Below are 21,302 nucleotides of genomic sequence, written 5' to 3'. Positions count from 1 at the left end.
TATCACAGATGAATATGCCATTTTTAAAAAACATTCCCCCGTTCATCTTCTTCACCGGTAAAGGTGGCGTGGGTAAAACATCTCTGGCCTGTGCTACTGCGGTATGGCTGGCCGATCAGGGTAAGAGAACGCTTCTGGTGAGTACCGATCCGGCTTCCAATGTCGGCCAGGTATTTAGCCAGACTATCGGCCACCGAATCACAGATATTAGTACAGTAGAAAATCTTGCCGCGATGGAAGTTGATCCGATGGCTGCAGCACAAGCCTATCGTGACCGTGTGCTCGACCCGGTCCGCGAGCTGATGCCAGCCGATGTGGTCAGCAGCATTGAAGAGCAGCTCTCTGGCTCATGCACCACGGAAATCGCTGCGTTTGATGAGTTTACCGGTCTGCTAACCAATCATGAGCTGCGGGAAAAATATGACCATATTGTATTTGATACCGCGCCAACCGGTCACACCATCCGCATGCTTGAATTGCCGGGAGCCTGGAGCGGTTATCTGGAAGCGAACCCTGATGCCGCTGCAAACCTCGGGCCTCTGGTAGGGCTGGAGAAACAACAGCACCAGTACTCCGATGCAGTTAAAGCGCTGTCTGATGCAGCTCTTACACGCTTAGTGCTGGTTGCCCGTGCCCAGGCTTCAACGCTGAAAGAAGTTTCTCATACGCACGATGAGCTGTCTGCTATCGGTTTGCAGCATCAGCACATTGCCATCAATGGTGTGCTGCCGCCGTTTGCTGGTGAGGATGATCCACTGGCGCAAAGCATTCTGGCTCGGGCAGAAAAAGCATTACAGGCAATGCCTGATAATCTGGCTAATCTTCCCCGCTCACAGCTGTATCTGAAGCCATTTAACCTGGTCGGTCTGGAAGCATTGCGGGAGTTATTTACAGAGAGCAAAGCCGCACCGGCTCTCCCTGCTACCACGCTGAATACTCTGGATTTGCCGAAACTATCCTCACTGGTGGATGAACTCAGCCAGACAGGCAAAGGGCTGGTCATGACGATGGGTAAAGGCGGAGTGGGCAAAACGACCGTTGCGGCATCAGTCGCGGTATCGCTGGCGAAACGTGGCCACAAAGTCCACCTGACCACATCCGATCCGGCAGCACATCTGTCTTACACGCTGGATGGCTCACTGCCCAATCTTCAGGTCAGTCGTATCGACCCAAAGGTAGAGACAGAACGTTATCGCCGCTTTGTCCTGGAAAATCAGGGCAAAGGATTAGATGCAGAAGGGCTGGCGGTGCTGGAGGAAGACCTCCGCTCACCATGCACTGAAGAGATTGCCGTCTTCCAGGCATTCTCTCGGATCATCAAAGAGGCAGACGACCATTTTGTCATTATGGACACCGCGCCAACGGGTCACACACTTCTGCTACTGGATGCTACGGGAGCCTATCACCGGGAAATGGTGCGCCAGATGGGGCAAACACATGACCATGTGATGACGCCAATGATGCAATTGCAGGACCCGGAGAAGACGAAGGTGATTATCGTGACGCTTGCCGAAACGACACCTGTATTGGAAGCAGCAAACCTGCAGCAGGATTTGCGTCGCGCTGGCATCGAGCCGTGGGCATGGGTTGTTAATAACAGTCTGGCGGCAGCTGAACCGTCTTCACCTTTCCTGAGGACCAGGGCGAACCGCGAGTTGCCTCTCATCTCTGATGTGGAAGAGCAGCATGCAGAACGTATTGCATTAACAGCGCTACAGAGCGAAGAGCCGGTTGGTATTGACCTGCTGGAAGAGATGGCGAAGTAACAATGGAGGGGGCATTAGCCCCCTTCATGCTTTGCTGTCGCTCTATTTTCCCGATGGATAACAAAGGCCTCTGTCATTTTCCAAAAAGAATCTTTTCAAGTTCTATTAACTGTTGCTGAGATTGCTCATTGAGGTGGGCCTCAGCCTGGTCATACCAGGTCAGCAGGCTTCGCCCCAATGGCGTCAGAACTGTCCCACCACCTTTGTTACCACCAGTGGAAGTGATTACAACTGGCTGACCAATTCCCTTATTCAAAGTGTCAATTAAGAGCCATGCTCTTTTATAAGGTATCCCCAAATCTTTAGCTGCCGCAGAAAGAGAGTGAAAGCCATCAATCGCCCTTAAAAGGTCAACCTTCCCCGGCCCCAGCGAGATGTTGTCGTTAATATAGATCCTCGGTCTGACTAAGATTAAGTTTGATTTAAGGGGATTATTTTTCATTCTGATACCTTTTCGAAATCATTTTCTCTGTAATGCGGAATAGTCCAAAGCGTAAACGGCTATTATCTTTGCCGGGTATGCTTAAAGGTTTTGATCGCGGAAATAAGAAGTACCGCGCCTAACAGAGTCATAAGTACTCTTACCGGGAACATACCGAGCATAAGGCCCCCAATAGCGGCACCTATAACGGAACCGATGACCATCCACACAAAAAGTTTTTTCTCTTTTCTCAGGATCTGGAAAGCATCTGCATTAGTGTAGCGAGAGAACCCCACAATCATCGTCGGTAAACTGATCATGAGTGACAAACTGCCTGCTAGTTTGATGTCTGCCCCAAAAAGGATAACAATGGTTGGTATCAGGAGCTCTCCCCCTGCAACACCCAGCAGAGCAGCAACATTCCCGATGAAGAAACCCGCAATAACACCCGCAATAATGGTCGCGATTCCGGGCTGGAATAATCCAGCGGAGCTATCATGCAGAGGCATCCATGCTTCTGAAAGCATGACGAATGACAGGATAACAAGCAGGAGCAGAATGGTTCTGTCCAGCCAGATACGGGACATTTTTATGGCTCTTCCTGCTGCCCACCATGCACCGATAAGGCTCCCGGCCAGCAAATTGATGACAATATCAAGATGAGCAAACAGCTGGTCGACGGCGATGGATTTTGTGCGGAATATCAACGCAACAGCGACAACAGTAAGGCTCATCGCTTTGTTAAAAATAACCGCTTCAAGCGTCGGCATTTTGAAACTACCCATCAGGACGGGAAGGCGGAACTCAGCGCCACCGAGGCCAATTAAGCCGCCTAAAGCACCTATTAACGTGCCTGATAAAAAACCTTTTCCGTTCCGTTTTGATTCTGAGGACATGTGTTTCCCTTTTCCGTTATGTCATTTTAGATATAACGGAAAAGTAACATAAAAAATATGGGTACTGGAAGCACATATTTGTCTCCCTGCATGAATGAAAACAAAAGATGGGATTGAAGATTAGCCTGATTATTGGGTCATAAGCTTTTGTATTTACCTTTCCTCAGGATTTTCAAGTAACCTTGAAAAAGATGCCAACGGGAACAGAACAATGAAAATCGTTAACGCAGAAGAAAAGCACATCCCCGCTATACGCGATATCTACGCCCATCATGTTCTTCACGGTACCGCCAGCTTTGAAACTGAACCTCCGGATACCCACGAGATGCTTACCCGCCTGAAAAAGATCCGCAATCAGGCGCTACCGTGGGTTGTCGCGTTAGAGGAAGAAAAGGTTATCGGGTATTGTTATCTCACTCGTTACCGTGAACGCTACGCCTACCGCCACACTCTCGAAGATTCGATTTATATTCACCCGGACGCACAGCGTCAGGGGACAGGAAAAGCGTTGCTGCGCTACGTCATTGCCTGGGCAGAAACTCACGGCTATCGGCAGATGATTGCTATTGTTGGCGATAGCAATAATCAAGGTTCGCTGAAAGTCCATCAGCAGGTTGGATTTACTGAGATTGGTACGCTGAAAAATATTGGCTTCAAGCATGGTCGTTGGCTTGACACAGTGTTGCTGCAACGAAATCTGGGCGAAGGGAACAGCACGTTACCATCGGATTCAGGCATGATGCTCTGAGGTACGAATAAGGGGGGCATTCGCCCCCTTATTATTTATTTCAGCCGTTTTCCTGCTTCATCAACGACCTTTTCACCGTCTTCCTTAGCGAAAGCCCCTTTCTGCGCATCCTGCAGGATATCCAGAACCACTTCAGAAGGACGGCACAGTCTGGTTCCCAGCGGCGTAACCACGATCGGACGGTTAATCAGAATTGGGTGTTGCAACATAAAGTCGATGAGCTGATCGTCAGTAAATTTATCTTCTGCAAGACCCAGTTGCTCGTAAGGCTCAACGTTTTTACGCAGCAGCGCTCGTACTGAAATACCCATATCGGCAATGAGTTTAACCAGCTCATCCCTCGAAGGTGGGTTCTCAAGGTAAAGAATAATGGTCGGCTCGGTACCGCTGTTGCGGATCATCTCCAGCGTATTACGCGAGGTGCCGCAGGCTGGGTTGTGATAAATAGTGATGTTGCTCATATCAGAATCTCATTACAATGTGACAGAGAGACGTAGCGCCAGCGCGGCCAGCGTTACAAACAGCACAGGCAGAGTCATGACGATCCCGGTGCGGAAATAGTATCCCCAGGTGATGGTCATGTTCTTCTGTGAAAGTACATGCAGCCAGAGCAGTGTTGCCAGGCTACCAATAGGGGTGATTTTCGGCCCCAGATCGCAGCCAATGACGTTGGCATAAATCATCGCCTCTTTGATAACACCGGTCGCGGTGCTGCCATCAATTGACAATGCGCCAATCAATACGGTCGGCATATTGTTCATAATAGAAGAGAGTAATGCGGTCAGGAATCCCGTCCCCAGCGTGGCGGCCCACAGTCCTTTATCTGCCAGTACGTTCAGCACGTCAGAGAGATAATCCGTCAGACCGGCGTTACGCAACCCGTAGACCACCAGATACATCCCCAGTGAGAAGATCACGATCTGCCAGGGCGCGCCGCGCAGCACTTTACCGGTGTTAATACCATGACCTTTTTTGGCCACCGCAAACAGGATTGCCGCCCCCACTGCCGCAATCGCACTCACAGGGATCCCCATCGGCTCAAGGACAAAAAAACCGACCAGCAGAAGGAGGAGCACAACCCAGCCGGTTCTGAACGTTGCAGGATCTTTGATGGCTTTTGCGGGTTCTTTCAGTCGCGCCAGCTCATAAGTGGGCGGGATATCTTTGCGGAAAAAAAGATGCAGCATCACCAGCGTGGCGACAATGGCGGCAATATCCACCGGCACCATAACTGACGCATACTCCGTGAATCCCAGTTTGAAGAAATCAGCCGAAACGATATTGACCAGGTTCGATACGATAAGTGGCAAGCTGGCGGTATCGGCAATAAACCCTGCGGCCATCACGAAAGCCAGCGTGGTGCTTTTACTGAATCCCAGCGCCAGTAGCATGGCGATAACGATCGGCGTCAAAATTAACGCCGCGCCATCGTTGGCAAACAATGCCGCCACCGCCGCGCCGAGCAGAACAATATAGGTAAATAGCAGACGTCCACGCCCATTGCCCCAGCGGGAAACGTGCAGTGCAGCCCATTCAAAAAAGCCGGACTCATCCAGCAACAGACTGATGATAATGACGGCAATAAAGGTGGCCGTGGCGTTCCAGACGATATTCCACACCACCGGAATATCGGCGATATGAATCACACCCGATGCCAGAGCCAGTACGGCACCCAGCGTGGCGCTCCAGCCAATGCCTAATCCCTTTGGCTGCCAGATAACCAACACGATGGTCAGGATAAAAATGGCTCCTGCCAGTAACATATAACCTCCCGAAAGGGCAGCAAAGCTGCCCCGAATAATGACAATAATTAACCAGCGAGTTGTTTGAGTTTGTCGATGCCGGTCGGTTCTGACGCCAGTACAGGAACAAGAGCTACGCGACTGGCATGCTGGAGTTTAACACTCTCGATCTGCGGAAGTTCCTGTTGCGCCCGCAGACGAAGCAGCGGCGAACGGGTATCCGCAATGGAAAGGCTGTTATTGATAATCCAGCCCCAGGGATGAATCCCTGCGCGTTCAAGGTCGGCCTGCAAATTTGCCGCCTCAAGCACGGGCGTGGTTTCCGGCAGCGTGACCAGTAACACTTTGGTTCGCTCCGGGTCCTGAAGCTGCATCATTGGCGTGGTGAAATGGCCTTTATCGCCCATTTTCTTAGCAATTTCGCGGTGATACGCCCCGGTGGCATCCAGCAGCAGTAGGGTATGCCCGGTGGGTGCCGTATCCATGACCACGAAGCGCTTACCCGCTTCACGAATCACCCGTGAAAAGGCCTGGAAGACCGCAATCTCTTCGGTACAAGGAGAGCGTAAATCTTCTTCCAGCAGGCGTTTACCCGCTTCATCCAGTTCTCCACCCTTGGTATCAAGAACATGCTGACGATAGCGTTCTGTTTCCTCGTGAGGATCGATTCTGCTGACCTGCAGATTGTTAAGGCTACCGTTCAGGGTTGTGCTGAGGTGTGCTGCTGGATCTGAGGTGGTCAGATGGACATCAAATCCCATTTCGGCCAGTCTGACGGCAATGGCTGCCGCCATCGTGGTTTTCCCCACACCGCCTTTGCCCATTAGCATTATCAGACCATGTTCGTTACGGGCAATATCATCGACTAACGCTGAGAGCGACGGAATTTCAGGTCGTTGCTGAATGTATTCTTCAGAAGATGATGCTGCCTCAGGCTGAGAGGAGAGAAGCCCACTTAATGCAGCCACGCCGACCATATTGAGTGGTTGGAGGAATAACGTGTCAGTTGGCAGACCGGAAAGGTCAGAAGGAAGATTGGCCAGCGCCTCCTGTTCACGGTCCCATATAGCCGCAGCCAGTGTATCGTTTGCCGCTTCAGTTTTGGGCAGAACGCCATTAATGACCAGGTACTGATTTTTAAGGCCAATTGCGGCGAGTTCTAAATGAGTTCGGGCGACTTCTTGCAGGGTGGATTTTTGCAGTCTGGCAACTAAAACCAGGCGGGTACGCGCTGGGTCGGACAGTGCTTCAACGGCATGGGCATACTGTTCACGCTGTTTTTCCAGCCCCGCCATCGGGCCGAGGCAGGATGCGCCCTCGGGATTGCTGTCAATAAAGCTGCTCCAGGCTCCAGGCAACTGGAGAAGGCGAATAGTATGGCCGGTTGGCGCGGTATCAAAGATGATATGGTCAAACCGGGTCAGCAAAGAGGCGTCTGTCAGTAATCCGGTAAACTCATCAAAAGCCGCAATCTCTGTTGTGCATGCACCAGACAGTTGTTCGTTGATGCTGCTAACGACGTCATCAGGCAGGACACCTTTAATAGGGTCAACGATTCTGGCCCGGTACTGTTGCGCAGCGGCCTGAGGATCAATCTCAAGTGCCGACAATCCAGGAACAGTGGCTATTGGCTGAATAGTATTGCCAATAACCTGGCCAAAGACCTGGCCTACGTTTGAGGCCGGATCGGTACTGACCAGCAGCACTCGTTTACCCTGTTCTGCCAGACGGATCGCCGTGGCGCAGGAAATAGAGGTTTTACCAACGCCTCCTTTACCAGTAAAAAACAGATAAGGGGGGATGTTCTGTAAGAATTTCATATGTCCTCCTGACATACTTAACAACAAGAAGTATTACCACCGCAGCAGCCTGAAGGCGCTAATCCTACTTTCTCCAGCGGAATTCCAAACCACCGTGCAAGTTCAGCCCGTTTCGGATAACGCCCGGCCATCACTGTTTCGCCATCCAGTAACAGTAATGGCAGCCCTTCCGCACCAGAAGCCTCAATAAATGCTTTAACTTTCTCGTTCTGGACAAAGCTCATCGGTTGCTGTGCCAGATTGAAACGATCTACCTGAACACCTCGTTGTTTCAGCCATTGCACATCCGCGGAAAAATCAACCAGAGCCTGATCGACATCAGTACCGCAGACTCCGGTGCTACAACACATTGCCGGGTCGAATACCGCTAGCGTTTTCATTCTCAATACCTCATATGTGGAAAATCATATATATTCAGGCAAATTTTTAAATACAAATAGCCTTACTGCTGTTAGTGCAGTTGACTGAAGCCAGTTTGCGGGCGATGGCCTGAAGATCGTCCTGTTGGCTTAACCAGGCCTGCTCAATAATCTGTGCAGCCCATGAAGGAATGTGTGGGGACAACCGGTAATGAACCCATTTACCGTGTTTACTATCAAGCAAAATCCCACTTTCTCGCAACATAGCCAGATGCCGGGAGATCTTAGGCTGTGATTGATCAAGTGCAGTGCAAAGATCACATACGCACAACTCCCCCATAGTTCTGAGTATGAGAACAATACCCAGACGTGTTTCATCAGACAGATTCTTAAAGAGTTGTAGGGAAGTAAGCGACATCATTCCTCCTGTTCGTTTAGGTAACAATATCTCCTGCGGAGATGAAAATCAACAACACATATGCATAAACGAATATAATTGATAAATGTCAAAACAATGACAAGTTCATACACCCATACTACATCTGTTTTCTTTTGTTATGTCTTTTTATTCATATTTATGTAAACAATAAATTGAAGGGTAACTATGAATACCGATGATGACGACTCTCCAAAAGATTCCCAAAAACGGAAACTTATATCTACATTAGCCATTGCGACTGGAGCTGCACTTGTTATAGCTCCTGCTCAGGCAACCCCAAGAATTACTGAAAAAAAACAGCACTGGTGTATGGTCATAGATCTGCGTAAATGCGTAGGTTGTCAGGCATGTACTGTCAGTTGCAAAATCGAGAATCACGCTCCGCCAGGGCAATTCAGAACCTGGGTCGCCGATATTGAAGTTGGTCAATATCCAAAAACCAAAAGACAGTTTCTTCCGCGTCTATGTAACCATTGTGAAAACCCTAGCTGTGTCCCTGTTTGTCCAACAGGTGCTACGTTTAAACGCAATGATGGCATTGTTCTTATCAATCAGGATATTTGTTGGGGCTGTGGTGCCTGTGTTACTGCCTGCCCTTATGATGCTCGTTTTATTAATACTGAAACCAAAACAGCTGATAAATGTACCTTTTGCGCGCATCGTATAGAACAGGGCCTCGTCCCTGCCTGTGTCGAAACTTGTGTCGGTGCAGCAAGGGTTTTTGGTGATCTGAATGACAAAGAAAGTGAAGTGCATAAATTATATTCAGATCATATAACAAATGTTTTGAATCCAGCAACGGGTAACAAGCCTCAGGTATTTTATATTGGGTTAAACAATGAAATGACTGTAGGAGAAGACATAAAAAGTAAGACTTGGACGAAAGAGTTTTCTGATGTTTTCGATCAGGAACTCCCCTGGGTAAATCAGGAGTAAATCATGATGACGACCATTTTAAATATTGCACATCAATCTCCATTTGGCTTGCTTTTTATTAATTACTCGTTATTGTTAGGTGCATCAGGAGGTCTCGCTGTTATCTGGTCCTTCCTTAACTGGGGGAGTCAGTCAAAGACTAACCTTTTACCTGTAGCATTGGCTTTTGCATTAGCGTTTGGAGGTATATTAAATGTATTAGCAGAGGTACAACAACCCGGCCGGTTAATTTATGGGTTTATATATGGTTGGGAACACTGGTACGGTTCAATAATAAAATATGGCGTACTGATTTTACCCCTGTTTTGCCTACTACTAATCCTGCAACTCACGCCATTAAAGCTGTCTGTTTTTGTTGATAAATTAACGAAAATCCTTCTTATAGGAACTGGGATATTTTTAGGGATGTACTCTGGAATATTCATGACTAATGAGCATGGTATTGTACTCTGGAATACACCACTGTCTGCCGTCTTAATGTTACTTAGTGGACTTTATACTGGATTTATAGCCTACAGTTTAGTTTCTAAACATAGTAATGAACAACCGGCAGTAATTTCATCTTATTGCGGGCTTGGTGTGATGCTTATTACTATGTTTATCTTATTGCTATTCACCTGGTGGGGGCATGTCTTTGCGGGAGAAACTATTAGCGCCTCCTTTGGTTTACTTGATTCTAACTATTTAGCAACGCAGATAATTACTGTGGGAGCGTTAGTTTTAGCTTGCGTTATGATTTCTGTAATTAAATCTAAAAATAAACTCCACTACACAATTATCATTATTCTATCTGCTATCTCTGCCTGGGGTATTCGTTTTCTTTTGTTGGTTGGGGGGCAGGGAACAAGTCGTAGCAGTGCCGGAGTCTTTACTTATCACCCCGAACCAAAAGAATATTTATATTCTGTTGGTAGTATATTTTTTATGGCAGGTATTCTTGCTTTAGTCATATTGCTTTATGAGAATTTCCAACACAAATATCCGGCACAGACAGGAGGAGAAATTAAATGAACAGACGTCATTTTCTTACAGGTTGTGCCGCGCTAGGTGTAGGTGTTGGTGCCAGTATTTATGGCAAAGTATTTTACCGTGCAGGTACATTCTCAGATGCAGGAGAGCAAGCAAAATCAACCTTTTATGGTCAGTCAACTGAACCCGAATGGTTGCTTGATAAAGAAACTGGCCAGCATGTTATAAATCCCAATTATATGGTACGTCATTCTGTATGTCTTCAGTGTCATGGAGAGTGTGGACTGAGAGCCAAAGTGAATCGTAAAACCGGAAAACTGGAACGCTTACAGGGTAATCCATATCATCCGAACACATTGATTGACTATAAGGATATGAATATCCCGGTGGTGGACACAGCCAATACCCCTGGTACACTGTGTGCCCGAGGGAACGCGGGTCTACAAACAGCTTACGACCCATATCGACTGACAGTTCCCCTGAAACGCTCTGGCCCGAGAGGAAGTAATAAATGGGTACCTATTGAGTGGGAAAAACTGATCGATGAAGTGGTCAATGGTGGAAAGATTTTCGCTGATACAGGTGATGAGGCTAGTCAAAACCTTGAGATAAAAGGATTCCGGGCATTATACGAAAAACGTGATGAATGGATTGATGATAACAATCATGACTTAGGGCGAGTATCTAATAAGCTTGTTATACAAAGCGGACGTATTGTTAAAACGCGTAAAGATTTTCAGACGCGCTTCGCGAAATCCTTTGGCACTGTTAATAATTACGAACACACCAATATATGCGAATTAAGCCATCACATTGCTACGAGTGCTGTATATACTGGGCATAATAATTTTAAAGCAGATCTTTGTGAGTCAGAGTTTGTTTTGTATTGGGGAACCGCGCCTGGAGAAGCTAATTTCCCTATGCAGACATTAGGGAAATACTCAGCAGAGGCGCGTTCAAAGGGCTGCAAAATTGCTGTTATTGATCCAGTATTACCCCGAACTATAACGGATGACCCAAATATGTTCTGGCTTGCTCCGCGACCAGGCACAGATGGTGCTATCGCAATGGGAATGATAAGCTGGATCATAGAACATAATCGCCATAATACGGATTTTTTAAGTTATCCAAATCAATCTTCTGCCAAAAATGCAGGTGAAACTTGTTTCACGGATGCCAGTTACCTGATTATTACCGATGAAACACACCCTAATTTTGGGAAATTTATTACATCTAGTGAAGCTGCCTTGAGGGACAGTAAAGACAGTGTCGTAATTAATCTCTCTGGCATTCCGGAATTAGCGGAAAAATGTGTTAAAGCAATGCTGGACTATAGCGGAAATGTTAATGGTATAGGAGTTGCTACAGCATTTCATTTATTAAAGACATCAGCGAGTGATTATTCTCTAGAGTATTATGCCGATATCAGTGGTGTTCGCGTTGACGATATTGTCAATTTAGCTGATGAGTTCACTAAACATGGTCGGAAAGCATCCACAGAGTTTTATCGTGGAATTGCACAGCACCCGAACGGTTACTATACAGGTTTTGCAATAAATCAGTTGAACGTCTTAATCGGTAATTTGAACTGGAGTGGTGGTGGTTCCCTCGGGGGAGGTGGATTCCCTTATGACAAAGGAGTATATGACCTGACTGCTATTCCTTCTTTGGTGCCAGCTCAATTTGGTATAAAAATTACACGTGAAGATGGTTTTCGTTATGAAGACTCTACTGAATTTAAGACAAAGGTTGCTCGTGGCGAACCCCCCTACCCAGCTAAAAGGCCGTGGTTCCCTTTCACTAAAGATATTTTCAGTGATATCTTGCCTTCAGCACTGGAAGGTTATCCGTATACAGCCGACATTCTCTTGTGGCATATGTGTACACCTTTATACAGCGCTCCAGGCATGGGTAAAGAAGATATTATTCGAGGGATTTGTGACCCAACAAAAATACCATTAATTATTGCCAGTGATATTGTCGTTAGTGATACCAGCATGTATGCAGATTATATTATCCCTGACATTACATATCTGGAGCGTTATGTCCAGCATCCGATGCTGGAAGCAACAATGGTCAAGGGGACTGCTGTACGTTATCCCGTTATCGAGCCGTTGACTGGAAAGAATCAGGCGGGACAACATTTTTGTCTTGAGACTTTCTTTATTGATATAGCTTCGAAATTAAACATGGCTGGGTTTGGGAAAAATGCTATTCCTGACAGTAATGGAACTCTATGGCCTCTCGAAAAAATGGAGGATTACTATCTGAAAGGTACTGCAAACGTTGCTTATAGTGGAACACCAGTATCAGATGCTACTGAGGATGATATAAAAATTGCCGGTCTTGAAGATTACCAGAAGAAATATTCCAGTAGCCTTAAGTCTGATGAATGGAGAAAAGTACTATTTTTAATGTCACGCGGTGGTCGTTTTGAGCCAGTGACTACCAGACGGAATGGTACGCAATTGAAAAATCAATTCAATAACCGTATCAGAATGTACAATGAAAAAATTGCTCAGGGTCTAAATAGTTTTACCGGTGAACGTTTTTCAGGAACTGCACTTTGGCAACCATCCCTCACTATGATGGGGAAAAAAGTGGATGAGCTCGATCAGGGCAAAGGTATGGATTTTACAATATTGACCCGAAAAAGTGCACTTCAGACCCAGTCCCGATTGTCTTCCAACAGTTTTATCCGAGAGATACAGCCGACAAACTGGGCTGAAATTAATACCGAGGATGGGAAAGCTCTTGGTTTGAAAACCGGTGATAGTGTATGGGTCGAAACTGTTGAAGGGCGCAGGCGTTGTGAAGTAAAGCTCAGAGATGGTGTTGCACCCGGAGTGATCAGCTTTATCGTTGGCTATGGCCATTGGGGCTACGGAGCAACTGATATTGATATTGGTGGGAAGCGAATTAAAGGCAGTAAAATCCGGGCTGCGGGGATAAATTTAAATCCAATTATGCGACTGGATCCAGATGTATGGGGGATGCCGCTTATGGATCCAATTGGTGGCAGTAGCAGTTTCTTTAATACACGAGCTAAAATTATCAAAGCGTAGGGGGCAAGTATGTGTGAAGTGGAAGAGTTGAGAAGAACCTGTGATATTGCTGGATCCTTACTACTCAAAAGCCCTGAACAAGAGCTTATTGACTGGATAAAGCAATGTACAGGGCAAAACCTTGCGATTAAAGAATGTCAGCAGGCGTTTTATGACTATTTCTGCTTCCCACAATCTGGTTTGTTTTGTCCGCCCTATAATCATGTATTCAGTAATGGCTTACGTCATGGAGACATCTGGCAATTTCCTGCAGCAAGCTTTGATGGGGGAGCAGAAGAAGAAGACTTCTATCAAAAATTCAATTTTGCTCCCTCTATGCTTAACATCAAATTGCCGATGGTACATAAACATGTTCCTGGTGACCATTTTGGTGTGGAATTGCTTTTTATAAGTTGTGTGCTGACAAATGAAAATTTAAACACCCCCGATACCTGGAGCATTTTAAAGGGATTTATATGTGCTCACTTACCTGGTCTGAAAGGGTATACTCATTTATTAGGCAGCCAAACTGATCCTTATATTAAAGTTGTAGCTGAATGTCTGGAGGAGTGTTTATCAGGACTTGATTATTTACTATCGATTGATTCTTGAATCAAAATGTAACTACATAGATATTTTCAGAAATAGAGCCAGACTAAAATATTAATCTGGCTCTCAGTGCTTACCTGGCTGGCACATTACCTAGTATTCGGTAGCGATTCATAATTTAGTCAGGCAGGATAGAGGAGAGTTAATGCCTCATATTGAATTGGTTTAATATTCAATACTGGACGTTTTGATTTGGCCAGTTCTACGGCCTCTGGTAAAGATTTGCAGATCTTCAATTCCAGTAAAACTCCTGCTGCTACAGTTCCTGTTCGCCCCCTGCCTGCACCACAATGAAATGCAACCTTTTTCCCCTTTTGATAGGCATCTACTACAGCAAAAATCGCTTTATGAAACAGTTGCTCCTCAGGCTCTTCAGCATGATCACTTAATGATATATGCACCCATTGCACCTCTGGTTGATGTGCAGCACAACCCGTCGATTCAGCACGTAAATCAACCACCACTTCGATCCCATCTTCATCTACCATTTGCTGGATATCATTTACACCACCGCAGTAGATATGCCCAGGTATTAGGGCGTGATATTGCTTACTCATTTACTTTTTTAGCTCCTGAAAAATATTGGTGAATTCTTTACCTGCTAAACATTCCAAACAAACCTGTTTGACTTTAAATATGATTTAATCCTTTTACCTTTCAGTTAAGGAAAAAAGACAAAGAATAGAATTTTAACATCTCAAAAACATATAGTTACACAGAGTGTTATTTGATCACCTTTTTAAGGTAGTAGTATACTAAATATTGAATAAGCGCACCTATTAACAATATTACATACATGTCGGTATCAAATAATGCAGTTTTTCCTAACATATTATCATGGAATGTGAACAATATCCTAGTTGATAAAATACCAACTACGGTAGATATAATCAGAGCAATTGCATTAATTTTCAAAACACACTCCTAGTATTTTTACTATTGGATACATAACTGCCCTCAGATTCAGTGTCCCACATTAGTTGAATTTGATTTTGTAATGAAAGACTATCAATTTTATAAAGTGAAAGGATTAAAAACTCGGATGCGAGTAATTATCTTCTATTCGATACCAACAAAGGCGTATTAATTATCTTTATCATCACCTTCAACTAAAGTTGGAGCCCTTGATTTATTGCTCCACCAGGAAACACGAGACAATCCTCGCCTGACATTTTTCTACAATATGTAAAGATAAAATCAATACGCGGACCACTCGAATGCTGAAAATCCTGCATATGTTACACTCTGTAAAGTATCAGTATTGCCCCCTGACCTTTTAGTATGCTGAGTGTCATGGGGTGAGGCGAACTGGCCGGATTAGAACCGGCACTGAATGCTTGAAAAATGCCGTCACTATGCAGGTTCATTAATACCTCCGCAAAGATGATTTGTGCCGAGTTACCAGAACACAAGAAAAGAACACTGTACATTGTGTTCGTCATTGCAACGCTTTACCCTTCATTTTCAGACGGTCATAGGTTAGCAGTTCAAGAACCAGTGGTCATTTTGCTGCTAATACATCGCTAAATGTTATTGCTCTGCTGTCGCAGGACAAAGCCCCCCTATTCTTTCGGTTGGGGGCCTGCACTTATGCTGGCCATAGCGCGTTAAATGTCGCTTCAGCCAGACTAGAATGGAACGATAGGAATTCTCGGTACAAAGAAAAAGATGTTCCTCTCATTACCAAACAAATCTGAATAATCATATGTATAACATGCCTTTTTTAACGAGTTAAAGACAATCCATACTGCCACCAGATATCACTCAGACCGACATATGAGCGTAAATACTGTATAACCTAACAGTGAAACGCCAGCATCCCAATTTATCTATTAATAGTAAGGTAACTCGCCACTTTAGCATTCCGAAGATGTCAGCAACTGTATCGGATTCATGCCTCTGCCCTCAGCTTTTTGGAAAGCGGAAAGGTGGAGAACTGCACATTCTTACTCCGTATGTGGACATCTGATTACAGTAATCGCTGCCCAGAAATAGTTAACAACATATCTGTAAAATCGAATATATTCAACTATAATTTTGGTAAGCGACTAAGGGGGCGATGATGCATATCAACAAGATAGTTGGCTGGCTTTTTGAAAGTATGCCTGAGTGCCTGTTTAAGTCATTATCTGAACCTGTATTCTCGGAAATTGATGGCATTGTACAAACAAACATGTTGAAGGCATCTTGGATGCAAGATGCCATGCGCAGTACTGCCGAAAAAGATGAGTAGCAGAAAGTAAATCTCTAATTGGTTTGATTGGCAGTGGAACGTAAATATTCCTGTTATGTTTAAAACATCAAGGGAATGATTTAAATGTAACAGGAAGATACACAATTTAAATTACAGTCTCCTAGCTGCTGCCAAGTCGCGTGAGAGAGAGGCTTCAGCAGAAACGCTCCAGGCGGTGTCTGGTTAGACTGGATGGGGGATGGATCCATCACATTGAATATAAATAAAACATTATTTTTTCCCCTTACTTGCGGCACAATGAAATACAATCTTTTTCCCTTTTTGATTGGTATCCACCACAGCAAAAATCGCTTTACGAAACAGTTGCTCCTCTGGCTCTTCAGTATGATCTCTTAATGGTATATTCACCCGCTGCATCTCAGGTTGATGCGCAGTGTAACCCGTCGATTCGGCACGTAAATCAACCACCACTTTGCTCCCGTCTTCATCTACCATCTGCTGGATATCATTTACACCACTACAGTATGCCCAGGCATTAGGACGTGTTATAGCTTGCTCATTTATTTGTTTCTACACCTAAAAGACCATAAAAACGGAAAAATTCTTAACCTATCAAATTGCCGATACGATCCAGTTCAGCTTTAAACATGGTTTTATCTTTTTGCAAATCAGCCAACGGAAGAGTAAAAAACGCCTCGATGCGTGCTCGAAGGATGGTATATGCCTTTATAAAAGCCGCATTAATCTCCTCATCTGTACCTGTAACACGAGCCGGGTCATCAACCCCCCAATGGCTTCGTAGTACAAGTCCCAAATAGGTAGGACAAGTTTCATTTGCTGCATAGCCACAGACACTGATTACGATATCTGGTACCAGTGGCAAACTTTCCCACGATTTACTGTAGCAACCTATGGTGGAGATGCCTTCATGTTGCAGCAAAGCAAGTGAGCGAGGATGTACATGCCCAGTTGGATGACTTCCTGCACTCATGCTATGCCAGCCCTCCGGTGCAAGATGGTTGAACGTTGCTTCAGCCAGAATGGAGCGACAAGAGTTACCGGTACAAAGAAATAATACGTTCATAAAATTAGCCCTTATTTTTTTCTGGGTGAGAGCAAAGAACATCTGAAGATGTGCAATTGAGCTCCGTGTACAGAGATATGCATTTTTCCGGATGACCGGAGCAACATTCTTCTGTCAGGAAGGAAATCAGTTCCAGCATCAAAGTGATATTCGCCCTATAGCGCTGAAAACGACCTTCTTGTTCAACTGAAAGCAATCCGACACGTGTCATCGCTTTGAGATGAAACGATAAATTATTTGGAGCAATGGCAAGGCTTGACGCTATTTGCCCGGCGACCATGCCCTGTGGCCCGGCTTTCACCAGCAAGCGATAGATATCCAGTCGGATGTCAGAAGCCAGGGATTCAAAAACTTGAGTTGCAGTATCTTTTTTCATAATTCAATGCTACAAGAACTATTGAAGTAATCAACCAAATTTTATAGTCTAGGAATCCTGGTAACAATGTTTAATGATACGTCAGGTAATAATCAGGGGACGTAAAATGAATACTCTTGACCTTCAGAAAATCAAGGATGATGCGGTCGAATGGGCCTTAACACATGGTGTCGCCTTTAAGGAATCGTCGTATTCTGCAGTGCATACCCCGTTTACCTTGACGCCAACGCCTATCAGGCGGGAAACCTATAAGCTTTTACAAAACTTAGCAAAAATACTCAGCAAATTAATCTATTCAGTTTCTGAGAATCATGATTTTTTATACGATGCCATTTATCCCATCAAAGCTGGGAATCCCTTCTTTTCAGCTTTACTGAATATGCATCAACAAATCCATTCATCCTCAAGCACAGCTCCCCGGCTACCATTGCTCATTATGCGTAGCGACTTTATGGATGATGTTCACGATGGCTTTAAGCTAATAGAGTTCAATGGCATAGCCGCCGGTATGGGGCCATTTGGTCAGCGGACACACGAGCTACATCAATATATACAAAGGCAATGGTCAACTACTTATTCTGAATGGTCCCACCAGGCAAAGGGAATACTTGTCGAAAACCATGCCATCGAAGGGATATCAGCAGCTCTTGCCCGGGCTACATTCAGAATTAAACAAGAGTTCGAAGATCCAGGCCCGGCCAGATTCTTGATGATAGTGCAAGAACATGAAAACAACGTGTTTGATCAGCACTTGCTTGAGCTAGCCCTTCAGCAAAAAGGGATCGAAACGCATCGCAGAACTTTTCAGGAACTTCATAATCAATTGAGAACCGGTGACAAAAACAGGCTAATTCTCAACGGTGTAGGACCACTTGATACTGTCTACTTACGTGCCGGATATCAATACTCAGATTATGAAGCCGCCAGCCTCAATGAGAAGGAGTGTTGTCAGGCGTTAATGGCTACACGAGTACTGATCGAGCAGCACCGAGTTGCGGTTAATGCAACAGTCGCTCAGCAGCTTGCGACAAGTAAGCGGGTTCAAATGTTGCTCTCTCACTTGAGGCTCGATGAGCTGGTTGCTTTCGGATTGAAACCGGAAGAGGTTAACACCATAAAAATGGTGTTGGGCGAAATGCTTCCTGTTAACCCTCATACTATCAACATCGTAAAAGAGTCTCCTTCTGATTCATGGGTTCTCAAAAATCAAGGTGAAGGGGGTGGGCATTGTCTGTTTGGTGCTGATATCCAGTTAAAACTGGCAAAGCTTGACCCGCTGCAATATCAATCGTGGTCGTTCATGCGTCGATTACATCCTGCCCCGCGATCGGTACCCTCTCTGGTTGTCCGTAAAGGGGAGTTATATCAGATTACTGATCTGGTCAGCGAATTAGGAATTTTCTCCGTTCAGATAGATAACTATGCAGCTAGTGCTGAGCCCTGTTTTGCTGGGTATTTGATCCGTAGCAAATCAGCAGAGTCAACTGAGGGAGGAGTTCATAGTGGACAAGGTGTTTTAGACTCGCTGGTATTCAGTGATTAATTCAGTAAGCCACTTCACTTCAGAGTGCTATAAGGTAACGTTATAAGCGTAAAGCCACTGTTGTCTGTGAGTCTGATTCTTGGATTGTTATCTTAGAGCTCCGTTTAATTCAGAAGGAGCTCTTTATGAAATCCCATCTGAATTAACATTAAGCGATTACACAATCAGTCAAAGTTAAGTTCAGATATTTGCTGGTCAGGAAATTTTAAAATTCCGTTGCGAGAATGTCCCCCGCAGAAACCTCTTTAGAATAAAAGGATTATATTAACTATTATTCTTTTTCTATACAAAACTAAAAACCTACATTTACTTGTGGTTTTTATTTAACTCAATGTAACTATATCATTTCAAACAAAATATCTCCTTTATTGCATCTTTTCAATTCCGATGGCACCTCATACCTTCCGCCACAGCTAAATCATCGTTAGCCCATGAACGTCATTCAGACCCAGGCCAGACATAAAATGGTAGTTTATACACAGGCGTTTGCGCTGGATATGGCGGCCGTGCTGTTCCCAGTGACAGGTATAATGCCGCGCAGATACATCGGCCCCTATTACGTGACAATGTCACTCATCACGGTTTATATAATCTGTAGTGAGCAGAACATTCCGCGCTGATCTGAAAAAATGCTTAGGTGGATCTTTTGCGGTCGACATGCTTTTGAGTTCTAATGGCGTGATATTGCCAGCCCACACAAAGGGAAAGAGAAATGATCCAGCAACTGCACAAGCGGTCTGATGTTGAGAAAAAGGTCGCGGCCGGAGAGGCTGTTAAGGAACAGCCACGGCAGGCAATCAGGGACACAGTCACCGGGCGAATCATTTCTAATGAGCGTGTGCCTGAAATGCTCCCCGCCTACCTGATAGCGATGCAGTCAAACACGCTTATCTATAACGATGTTGATGTGGAAGCCTTTCAGCAGGAAGTCCGCAAGCAGGTTACACGGATACTGGACGTCATCAGGGATGAGCGATTTGAAAATGCCGGCATAGCCTATCAGCAGTTTATCGACCAGTATGATGCGTGCTTCGAAATGCCTTCCGTGGCTGTACTTGGTGAGGTGAAACGACGTGGTATCGATCTTTATGCGGTGCTGGAACATCAGGGAACCCGTTTAACGGCTGAAATGAGTGTTGGGGATAGACATGATAAGGAGTCCGAACGCCGCTTTAATGCCGTCACCGAGGCCCATATCAATCTGTTTTTCTATATGCTCACGCTGAATCTGGCGATTCATAACAAGATTGACAATGTCCAGAAACAACTACGCACTAAACTTAGTTTCCTGGAGGAACGACTCAGATCGTTGCTTCATGAGTACATCTATGCAGATAAGCGTGGATGGATAGCACCGGACAATTTACATTCAAGCGAGACCCTTTATGGCTGGATATTGCTCCAGCAAAATGATCTGGATACTGCCCGGGTCATTTACAGAAATGATCAGCGCCTGAGAGAACCCAACAGTTTTTCCGCGCTGCATGCTGAAGTGATGAGCATCTACCATAAGAGAAACACATCTCAAACGCCTGGAGATCTTCGGAGTTCAGCCTTCTCAGGGCGTGGGCTATCCGACGACAGAGTACGAATCGCCTTAAATCTGTGCTATTACCTGAAGCAGACGGCGCAAATTCGCGCGTATCTTAATGAGCTGACGCAAGGTAGTGAGAACAACGAAACGGAAGATGCCACCGTGGATGTCCGGTCGCTCCTGATTCCCTCCATGTCCCAGCACGCATCTCAATGAAAGCAGAAATAGCCCGACAGATCACCGAGCTGATTGAGCAGAAAAAATTTAATGGCTATACGCTGGTCAGCGGAGAAGACTGGCAGATGCCCACGGTCCACGAAATCCTGCTGGTCAGGGGCCTTATTCCCCTGACTGACAGACAACTCGCCCACCGGCTGGATGTGGACGAACGCACTATCCGTAAGTGGAAGTCTGGCCAGACACAGATGGTGTTCACCACCTGGTGCTGTCTGTGCTGGCTGGCCGGGCTGGGTATGCTGCTTGAAAAGCGTATCATACGGTAAAGAAGCGTTGGCGTATGCGGCGGAAAACAAATCGACGGTAGAATCGCCAGTTTCGTTTCCAGATATGAGGAAGGTCGTCAAAATTGGTCAAAAACCAGGTTAGACCACGGTAAGTGACCACGATTGTCCAGATGAACTGGCCGATGGCGATTAGAGTAAAGATTACAGCAAATACTGCAGTTATGAATGTAGACATAATATTCTCCTTCATGTCTTGGTTGATGTGCATGTATTTACTGTCCGACATGCGGCCTTTAAGGCCGGTTAGCGAAAAAAAATGAAAAAAGTTTCCTTTTCCTCCACGGAGATCCGAAAAAAG

The 21,302-nt window shown here is 45.5% G+C and carries 22 protein-coding genes and 1 pseudogene; 11 read left to right on the top strand and 12 right to left on the bottom strand.

Annotation, left to right across the window (positions count from 1 at the left end; translation table 11 throughout):
• The first annotated feature begins 8 nt into the window (after positions 1-8).
• Positions 9-1,766 (top strand): arsenical pump-driving ATPase, encoded by a 1,758-nt coding sequence (gene arsA, locus E1B03_RS00345; protein ID WP_133085536.1) that lies wholly within the window; start codon positions 9-11, stop codon positions 1,764-1,766.
• Between the two features lie 73 nt (positions 1,767-1,839).
• Here arsA (E1B03_RS00345) and E1B03_RS00340 read toward each other — a convergent pair whose 3' ends face one another.
• Both E1B03_RS00340 and E1B03_RS00335 read right to left on the bottom strand, forming a co-directional pair.
• On the bottom strand, positions 1,840-2,208 hold the full coding sequence (locus tag E1B03_RS00340; protein ID WP_011117601.1) for a winged helix-turn-helix domain-containing protein: 369 nt from the start codon (positions 2,206-2,208) through the stop codon (positions 1,840-1,842).
• 62 nt (positions 2,209-2,270) lie between these two features.
• A complete protein-coding gene (locus tag E1B03_RS00335; protein ID WP_011117600.1) occupies positions 2,271-3,083 on the bottom strand; it encodes a sulfite exporter TauE/SafE family protein in 813 nt (270 codons plus the stop codon).
• 211 nt (positions 3,084-3,294) lie between these two features.
• Between E1B03_RS00335 and E1B03_RS00330 the strand changes: the two genes are divergently transcribed.
• Positions 3,295-3,831, top strand: coding sequence for a GNAT family N-acetyltransferase (locus E1B03_RS00330; RefSeq protein WP_032288325.1), 537 nt, complete (start codon positions 3,295-3,297; stop codon positions 3,829-3,831).
• Positions 3,832-3,866: 35 nt separating this feature from the next.
• Here the strand turns inward: E1B03_RS00330 and arsC are convergent, their stop codons facing one another.
• Genes arsC through E1B03_RS00305 form a run of 5 tightly spaced genes read right to left on the bottom strand, consistent with a single transcriptional unit; the run spans position 3,867 to position 8,170 of the window.
• Positions 3,867-4,292, bottom strand: coding sequence for a glutaredoxin-dependent arsenate reductase (gene arsC / locus E1B03_RS00325; RefSeq protein ID WP_032288324.1), 426 nt, complete (start codon positions 4,290-4,292; stop codon positions 3,867-3,869).
• Between the two features lie 12 nt (positions 4,293-4,304).
• Entirely contained in the window at positions 4,305-5,594 is a 1,290-nt protein-coding gene (gene arsB, locus E1B03_RS00320) for an arsenite efflux transporter membrane subunit ArsB (RefSeq protein ID WP_011117597.1), read from the bottom strand.
• Positions 5,595-5,641: 47 nt separating this feature from the next.
• Positions 5,642-7,393 carry an arsenite efflux transporter ATPase subunit ArsA gene (gene arsA / locus E1B03_RS00315; protein ID WP_057102340.1) on the bottom strand — a complete coding sequence of 584 codons (1,752 nt, stop codon included), beginning with the start codon at positions 7,391-7,393 and terminating at the stop codon, positions 5,642-5,644.
• 17 nt (positions 7,394-7,410) lie between these two features.
• Entirely contained in the window at positions 7,411-7,773 is a 363-nt protein-coding gene (arsD, locus tag E1B03_RS00310; protein WP_032288321.1) for an arsenite efflux transporter metallochaperone ArsD, read from the bottom strand.
• Between the two features lie 46 nt (positions 7,774-7,819).
• The gene (locus tag E1B03_RS00305; RefSeq protein WP_032288320.1) at positions 7,820-8,170 is read right to left on the bottom strand and encodes a transcriptional regulator; all 351 of its coding nucleotides are present in this window, start codon (positions 8,168-8,170) and stop codon (positions 7,820-7,822) included.
• Positions 8,171-8,356: 186 nt separating this feature from the next.
• Between E1B03_RS00305 and dsrO the strand changes: the two genes are divergently transcribed.
• The 4 genes from dsrO to E1B03_RS00285 are packed head-to-tail and all read left to right on the top strand — an operon-like array spanning position 8,357 to position 13,752.
• Positions 8,357-9,127 (top strand): sulfate reduction electron transfer complex DsrMKJOP subunit DsrO, encoded by a 771-nt coding sequence (dsrO, locus tag E1B03_RS00300; protein ID WP_058805867.1) that lies wholly within the window; start codon positions 8,357-8,359, stop codon positions 9,125-9,127.
• Between the two features lie 3 nt (positions 9,128-9,130).
• Positions 9,131-10,138, top strand: a complete 1,008-nt coding sequence (locus E1B03_RS00295; protein WP_133085535.1) for a hypothetical protein — start codon at positions 9,131-9,133, stop codon at positions 10,136-10,138.
• Positions 10,135-13,161 carry a molybdopterin-dependent oxidoreductase gene (locus E1B03_RS00290; protein ID WP_133085534.1) on the top strand — a complete coding sequence of 1,009 codons (3,027 nt, stop codon included), beginning with the start codon at positions 10,135-10,137 and terminating at the stop codon, positions 13,159-13,161. The genes E1B03_RS00295 and E1B03_RS00290 overlap by 4 nt, the downstream gene beginning before the upstream one ends.
• A gap of 9 nt (positions 13,162-13,170) precedes the next feature.
• Positions 13,171-13,752, top strand: a complete 582-nt coding sequence (locus E1B03_RS00285) for a hypothetical protein (RefSeq protein WP_047602459.1) — start codon at positions 13,171-13,173, stop codon at positions 13,750-13,752.
• 119 nt (positions 13,753-13,871) lie between these two features.
• Here E1B03_RS00285 and E1B03_RS00280 read toward each other — a convergent pair whose 3' ends face one another.
• Positions 13,872-14,306, bottom strand: a complete 435-nt coding sequence (locus E1B03_RS00280; protein ID WP_047602460.1) for a protein-tyrosine phosphatase family protein — start codon at positions 14,304-14,306, stop codon at positions 13,872-13,874.
• 1,502 nt (positions 14,307-15,808) lie between these two features.
• On the opposite strand from E1B03_RS00280, the gene E1B03_RS26180 reads away from it, so the two are divergent.
• A complete protein-coding gene (locus tag E1B03_RS26180) occupies positions 15,809-15,982 on the top strand; it encodes a hypothetical protein (RefSeq protein ID WP_156485358.1) in 174 nt (57 codons plus the stop codon).
• A gap of 231 nt (positions 15,983-16,213) precedes the next feature.
• Here E1B03_RS26180 and E1B03_RS00270 read toward each other — a convergent pair whose 3' ends face one another.
• From E1B03_RS00270 to E1B03_RS00260, 3 genes are all read right to left on the bottom strand, one after another.
• Positions 16,214-16,438: a protein-tyrosine phosphatase family protein gene (locus E1B03_RS00270; protein ID WP_133085533.1), complete on the bottom strand. Its 225-nt coding sequence runs from the start codon at positions 16,436-16,438 to the stop codon at positions 16,214-16,216.
• 109 nt (positions 16,439-16,547) lie between these two features.
• The gene (locus E1B03_RS00265; protein WP_133085532.1) at positions 16,548-17,027 is read right to left on the bottom strand and encodes an arsenate reductase ArsC; all 480 of its coding nucleotides are present in this window, start codon (positions 17,025-17,027) and stop codon (positions 16,548-16,550) included.
• Between the two features lie 4 nt (positions 17,028-17,031).
• The gene (locus E1B03_RS00260) at positions 17,032-17,403 is read right to left on the bottom strand and encodes an ArsR/SmtB family transcription factor (protein ID WP_133085531.1); all 372 of its coding nucleotides are present in this window, start codon (positions 17,401-17,403) and stop codon (positions 17,032-17,034) included.
• Positions 17,404-17,509: 106 nt separating this feature from the next.
• Here E1B03_RS00260 and E1B03_RS00255 point away from each other — a divergent pair, with 106 nt between their 5' ends.
• The 4 genes and pseudogenes from E1B03_RS00255 to E1B03_RS00245 all read left to right on the top strand — a co-directional run bounded on the left by E1B03_RS00255 (position 17,510) and on the right by E1B03_RS00245 (position 20,983).
• The gene (locus tag E1B03_RS00255) at positions 17,510-18,946 is read left to right on the top strand and encodes a glutathione synthase (protein WP_133085530.1); all 1,437 of its coding nucleotides are present in this window, start codon (positions 17,510-17,512) and stop codon (positions 18,944-18,946) included.
• A 375-nt stretch (positions 18,947-19,321) separates the two neighbouring features.
• Positions 19,322-19,566 (top strand): annotated as a pseudogene (locus tag E1B03_RS26365) (hypothetical protein); the annotation flags it as partial.
• 92 nt (positions 19,567-19,658) lie between these two features.
• Positions 19,659-20,696: a hypothetical protein gene (locus E1B03_RS00250; protein WP_057064850.1), complete on the top strand. Its 1,038-nt coding sequence runs from the start codon at positions 19,659-19,661 to the stop codon at positions 20,694-20,696.
• The gene (locus E1B03_RS00245) at positions 20,693-20,983 is read left to right on the top strand and encodes a korC (RefSeq protein WP_133085529.1); all 291 of its coding nucleotides are present in this window, start codon (positions 20,693-20,695) and stop codon (positions 20,981-20,983) included. Before E1B03_RS00250 ends, E1B03_RS00245 begins: the two co-directional genes overlap by 4 nt.
• Here E1B03_RS00245 and E1B03_RS26360 read toward each other — a convergent pair.
• Positions 20,973-21,179 carry a hypothetical protein gene (locus tag E1B03_RS26360; protein ID WP_246044109.1) on the bottom strand — a complete coding sequence of 69 codons (207 nt, stop codon included), beginning with the start codon at positions 21,177-21,179 and terminating at the stop codon, positions 20,973-20,975. The two genes, E1B03_RS00245 and E1B03_RS26360, sit on opposite strands and share 11 nt — an antisense overlap.
• Between the last annotated feature and the right edge of the window lie 123 nt (positions 21,180-21,302).

Origin of the sequence: Citrobacter arsenatis, assembly GCF_004353845.1 — a bacterium.
Lineage (GTDB): Bacteria > Pseudomonadota > Gammaproteobacteria > Enterobacterales > Enterobacteriaceae > Citrobacter > Citrobacter arsenatis.
The sequence above is the reverse complement of the archived record's forward strand: the minus strand, read 5'-3'. Positions and strand labels throughout refer to the sequence as shown.